This is a genomic window from Candidatus Megaera venefica (assembly GCF_034554655.1).
GTDB classification, from domain to species: Bacteria; Pseudomonadota; Alphaproteobacteria; order Rickettsiales; family Rickettsiaceae; genus Megaera_A; species Megaera_A venefica.
In genome coordinates this window covers 1-5,148 of record NZ_JARJFB010000133.1, presented here as the reverse complement: position 1 = coordinate 5,148, position 5,148 = coordinate 1, and the positions used below count along the sequence as shown (strand labels likewise).

Below are 5,148 nucleotides of genomic sequence, written 5' to 3'. Positions count from 1 at the left end.
GGCCTGCCTTGCCAAGCTTTAACATCGTCCATGACATCATCAGTAATTCTACTAACAAGGCTTTCGCTAATGTCAGCCCCGTATAGTTCCTGAATCTGAAGTTTAATATCTGATAGACTCATTCCTTTGGCGTATAAGGATAGAATTTTTTGATCTAAACCTTCAATTCTTGTTTTTCTTTTGGGAATGATTGCAGGTTCAAACTCAGCATCTCTATCCCTTGGAACGTCTATTGTAATAAGGCCATTATCAGTGATTAGATTCTTTTGAGATACACCGTTACGGGCGTTATTAGAAGTGATAATACGATCGTATCTGTCATAACCTAGATGATTATTCATCTCTGCCTGTAAAGCTTTTTCCACAAGACGTTTTGTTAGTTGTTTCAATAACCCGCCTTTGCTTAAAACATTCGATAGATCTACTTCTTTACTTACCAGTAAATCTATCGCTGCGGATATAGCTTCATTATTCTTATTATTGATAGTGTTTTTAGTCATATTTTATTCCTCTTAGTTATATTAATTGATTATATAACCTATAAGGAATTTACACACTTAGATGGACAGACCCAGAGATACTCTTAATGAGTATATAAATCAGGCAAACTAGATCATTCTTAGTTCCAATGTTACAAGGAATTTTTTTACTTTATAAAATACTATCTTCTTGTAATTTTGTGTAAATAGAGAATAAATCAAAGCAACTTGGATTCTGTTTATAGCTAACTTCGGCTTTTTGTAGGACATCTATATACTTAAGCGCATCAGCTGAACTATATATACGCACTATTTGCTTAAAGTAATCGATATATTTAAAGAAAATTGGTGGAGAAAGAGATTTGATTGCTTTATCTATAGTTTCTCCATCTTCAACCCTTGATGCTACAGAGTAAACATTATAAAAATATCTGAGTAATGCCCTGATCATTAGTACTTCATTTATACTTTGTTGCTTTAGTTTTTCAATTTCTTTCAACAATTTTAACGGTTCTTTTTTACTGAAATAAATGCACATATCATCGCCGCTTGCTACGAGATCTTGGCTAAGTGAAAGTAGTATATCTCCTTTAGTAATAGTTGTTTTGTCATGTGTATAATAAAAAAGTTTTTCTAACTCTGATTTTATTATCTGGTGATCACCTTTTAAATGCGACTTTAGATAAAACAGGGCCTCTTCATCAATTTGTTTATGTCTATTTCTGCATTGCTCAAGAATGATTTTTGATATAGTTTGCTCGTTATCAAAGTAACAAGCTAAGATTGCTAAATGCTGTTGTTCTTCAAAGAATTTACGTATACCATTTGCTGGTAATGAATCTTGTGCAATGAAGCATACAAAGTGGTAAAAGTCGCTTTTAGATAAAAAGTCTTTCATCTCTTTGGTGATAGTATTAGAGATATCGGTAATTTTAATAATTTCCCTTTTAGCAAAGAAATTTCTGCTGTTTGCAATCATGGATAGTCTATCAGCTGTTAGATCCTTTGCGCAGTAGTTAGAGGAATTTAACGACAGTTTTTTTTCTATCAGACTTAAAGAGGAAGAAATAAATCCCTGATTTGGTCCGTAGATTACCAATGCTTTAATTTCTTCACTTTCAATTTTGTGAATTAATTGTCCTAGTCCATTTGTAAAGAATTTCATTTCGGGCTATTTTCAATATAAAGAATAATTCTATTTCTAACTTCTTCAGCTGAGATTATTGCTAAATTTGTAAGAGTTTGCTGATTTTTGTTTAAGTTTTCATATGGAGAAAAGCTTGTGTTATTAGAAGATAATCTTGTGAACTTTCCTGATGTAATTGTTTTGCCAGTCATTTTTTCTTTAAGCGTATAAGAAACTTTTAATGTAACAATCTCTCTAAGTACATCAGAATTTCTCTGTATTATACTGAAATCTTGAGTAAACTGTAATTTACTTTCTAGTATATAGTTTGCGTGTAAAGAAGTAGGGGGAATAATATTTTTAAGTTGATTATAAAACTCTGCTCCTTCTATTGTGCAGGGTGGTGCTAGTTCTATTTTCTGCAGAAGCTCATAGGTCTTGTTATCTGTTGTTTTATAAACAGGTTTGAAACCGCAAGCGCTTATTACCAATAGTGTGGCCATAATCAAAATAATACCAGGCCAATTTTTAGAAGGCATGTTTAACTTCCATAAATTTATAAGGTTGTATTGAGTTATTGTTTAAATGCTACCTAATATAACAGAACAACGTCTCCTTATTTCGTTATTTTATACTATAATTTGTTCACTATGATAAGCAACCTTCAGAGTATACCCAGAAGAAAAGTCACTCAAGGCAAAACACCACTCATATAGGATTTGATCCGGCGTCTTTTGCAGTTGACCCGAGATTTTAGTTAAGAGTAGGCGCTAGCTTACATGCCTCACGCTCTCCTAAACTACGACCTTTTTGAACCTAATTCAATATGTGGTTTATTATATAGTAAACGTAGTTGAATTGTGTGCTTACTCACTCTTGGCGGTGCTTGCTCATACTTGTAAGCTCCACAACCTCTTTAATATATAATCCAGAATTAGCGTTAACTTACAATTTTCTCAATCAAACCTTTAATTACAGAACTAGTTCCTGTATTATCTGCTTCTGGTCCCGAGGCAGCATTATCGCTATTCGAATTTTGTGTAGTTGACTTTTTTGCAATTCTTTTTCTATTGCGATTCTGTCTACGTTTTTTTGCTGCCAGTTTTTCTTGAGAGTCAATTGGATCCTTTTGTTCTTCAGCTGGAGTTTCAAGAGTCTTTGGCTTTAGTTCATCAGTTTTGGGGTTAGAAGAGCTAGCAGCTCTATCTATCCTATGCTTTGACTTGTTTGGTGTAGGATTAATATTCTCGGAAAATTCATTGTAAATTTCTGAGGTATCTTGTAACACGGGTGAATCATCAGAATCTAAGGTTTTGTATTTATCGGAAAGCCTTATCTTTTCTATAGAGTAACTGTCTGATGTCGCTTCTTTGTCAATGCAGAAATTTAGTTTAATGTTATATTTATTCTCCACAAAAGCAATTTCAGTGCGCTTGTTATTTAGCAAATAAATTATAGAAGATGCAATACCAAAGACATTTACTACGTCGTAAGAACTATTGAAAATTTCATTTTCAATAGTTCGGAGTATTAGCATCGCATTTGACTCATCAGCTCTTACTACGCCTTTTCCACTACAGTGAGAGCATATATTAGAATTCATCTCTAAAAATGATGGGCGCAGTCGCTGTCTTGACATTTCAAGCAGCCCAAACGAGCTAATATGAGATGTTTGAATTCTAGCTTTATCTTTACTGAAATATTCCCAAAGTGATCTTTCTAAGATCTTCTTATTTTTGTTTTCATTTAAATCGATAAAATCGATTATTAATAAACCTGATAGGTCTCTAAGCCTTGCTTGTCTAGAAATTTCTTTCGCTGCTTCAAGGTTAGTTTTTAAAGCCATTTCTTCTATATTGCGCTCGCTAGTTGCTTTACCAGAGTTAACGTCAATTGAAATCAGAGCTTCTGTTGGGTTGATTACTATGTAGCCGCCAGATGGCAAGTAAACGATTGGTTGATAAAGTTTTATTAATTGATCCTCTATCCCAAATTTTGTAAATATAGGAGTTTTACTTTTATATTCTTTTACGCTTTTTACTTCATGAGGAAGAATGTCATTCATGAATTTTATGCATGAAGTATATGCCTGTTTCCCTTGAACAACAATTTCTTTTACATTGCGATCAAACATATCACGGATAGTTTTTAGAATGATCCCGTCCTCTTGATGAATAAAGCAAGGAGCTTGTGATTGTAAAGTTGTCTCTCTGATTTTATTCCATAGTTTGGCTAAATAATCGTAGTCTTTTTTTATTTCCAAGGTCGTATGACCTGCGCCAGCTGTTCTAGCAATTACACTGAAAGATTTATTTTCTGTTTTTGAGACCAGATCATTAATGATTTTTTTTAATCTTTTTCGTTCTTCAGCATTAGAAATCTTCCTTGAGATACCATTTTGTGATGGTTTATTTGGCATTAAAACGCAGTATTTACCGGCAAGAGAGATAAAAGTTGTCATTGACGCGCCTTTATTGCCACGCTCTTCTTTTGTCACTTGGATAAGTAATATTTGTCCCTTTTTTATGACTTCTTGAATCTTGTACTGCCCTTTATGCGGAGGTTCTTCATGATCCCTGGAGATTCCATCAATTTCATCATCTTCAGCGTCGATATTAAAATCTGATTGAAGTTTTTCATCAATCATTTTTTCAATAGTGCTGATATCAACGTCATCGCTATCGACCAGCTCATGAAATTTTGTATTCGCGCTTTTTTCTGCTAAATCTTCTGACGTAATCTCTGCGGAGCTTAACTCGTTACCAGCTAGAGTGTTAGCTTTCTTGTCCGTGGATAAAGTTTGGTAATAGTCTGGGTGTATTTCACTAAATGGCAAAAATCCACCTTTATCGCTGCCATAATCGACAAAAGCCGCTTGAAGAGATGGTTCTATTCTTGTTATCTTTGCTAGGTAAATATTTCCTTTAATTTGTTTTTTATTAGTGGAACTAAATTCTAAATTTTCAATATTGTTGTTCTTGTCCAGCAAAATTACCCGTGTTTCTGAGGGAAAATTTGCATCGACTATTATTTTTTTGCTCATACCTTCTCATAAAATATATTTATTTACTTTAAAGTCAGGCAAACATACATCGTAAAACGAGAATTTATATATCCATCATATTCATTCGCTTTATTTATTGTGCTATTGGATTTACGCTCACACTTAATAACTAAATATTTATCTACCTACATTGAGGACGATGCAAATTAGTTGCCCTTGACTAGTAAAATTTATATACCAACAATAGGCTATTAGCAAACAATATTTATGACAAAGAACAATAGGATGCATGCTTTTTTTACTTACTTTTTCTGTGTTGTTGTATATTTTGTTGCACTTGGCGCCAATGAAACATTCTTAACTTCGCTTCGCAGCAATTATGAGATATCTTTTAGCGAATATGATCAAATAGAATATTATAAGATTTTGGGATATGTTGCAGCTTCAATTTGTTTACTCGTATTTTCTATGTTCCCACTATGCACCGTCAACCATTCTTTCCAACCATTCCACCACGATCCTTGCTCAGATTTAGCTGA

The 5,148-nt window shown here is 33.4% G+C and carries 5 protein-coding genes; 1 reads left to right on the top strand and 4 read right to left on the bottom strand.

Annotation, left to right across the window (positions count from 1 at the left end):
• The 4 genes from Megvenef_RS07425 to Megvenef_RS07410 form a co-directional block, all read right to left on the bottom strand.
• Nucleotides 1-500: transposase (locus Megvenef_RS07425; RefSeq protein ID WP_322776251.1), on the bottom strand; the 500-nt coding region annotated here is incomplete at its 3' end.
• Between the two features lie 151 nt (nucleotides 501-651).
• Complete coding sequence (holA, locus tag Megvenef_RS07420; RefSeq protein ID WP_322777326.1) at nucleotides 652-1,644, bottom strand: DNA polymerase III subunit delta; 993 nt, start codon at nucleotides 1,642-1,644, stop codon at nucleotides 652-654.
• Nucleotides 1,641-2,144 (bottom strand): hypothetical protein, encoded by a 504-nt coding sequence (locus Megvenef_RS07415; protein ID WP_322777325.1) that lies wholly within the window; start codon nucleotides 2,142-2,144, stop codon nucleotides 1,641-1,643. Before Megvenef_RS07415 ends, holA begins: the two co-directional genes overlap by 4 nt.
• Before the next feature lie 401 nt (nucleotides 2,145-2,545).
• Nucleotides 2,546-4,648: an Rne/Rng family ribonuclease gene (locus Megvenef_RS07410; protein ID WP_322777324.1), complete on the bottom strand. Its 2,103-nt coding sequence runs from the start codon at nucleotides 4,646-4,648 to the stop codon at nucleotides 2,546-2,548.
• Between the two features lie 228 nt (nucleotides 4,649-4,876).
• Between Megvenef_RS07410 and Megvenef_RS07405 the strand changes: the two genes are divergently transcribed.
• Nucleotides 4,877-5,148 (top strand): hypothetical protein (locus tag Megvenef_RS07405; RefSeq protein WP_322777323.1); only part of this gene is annotated, 272 nt, incomplete at its 3' end.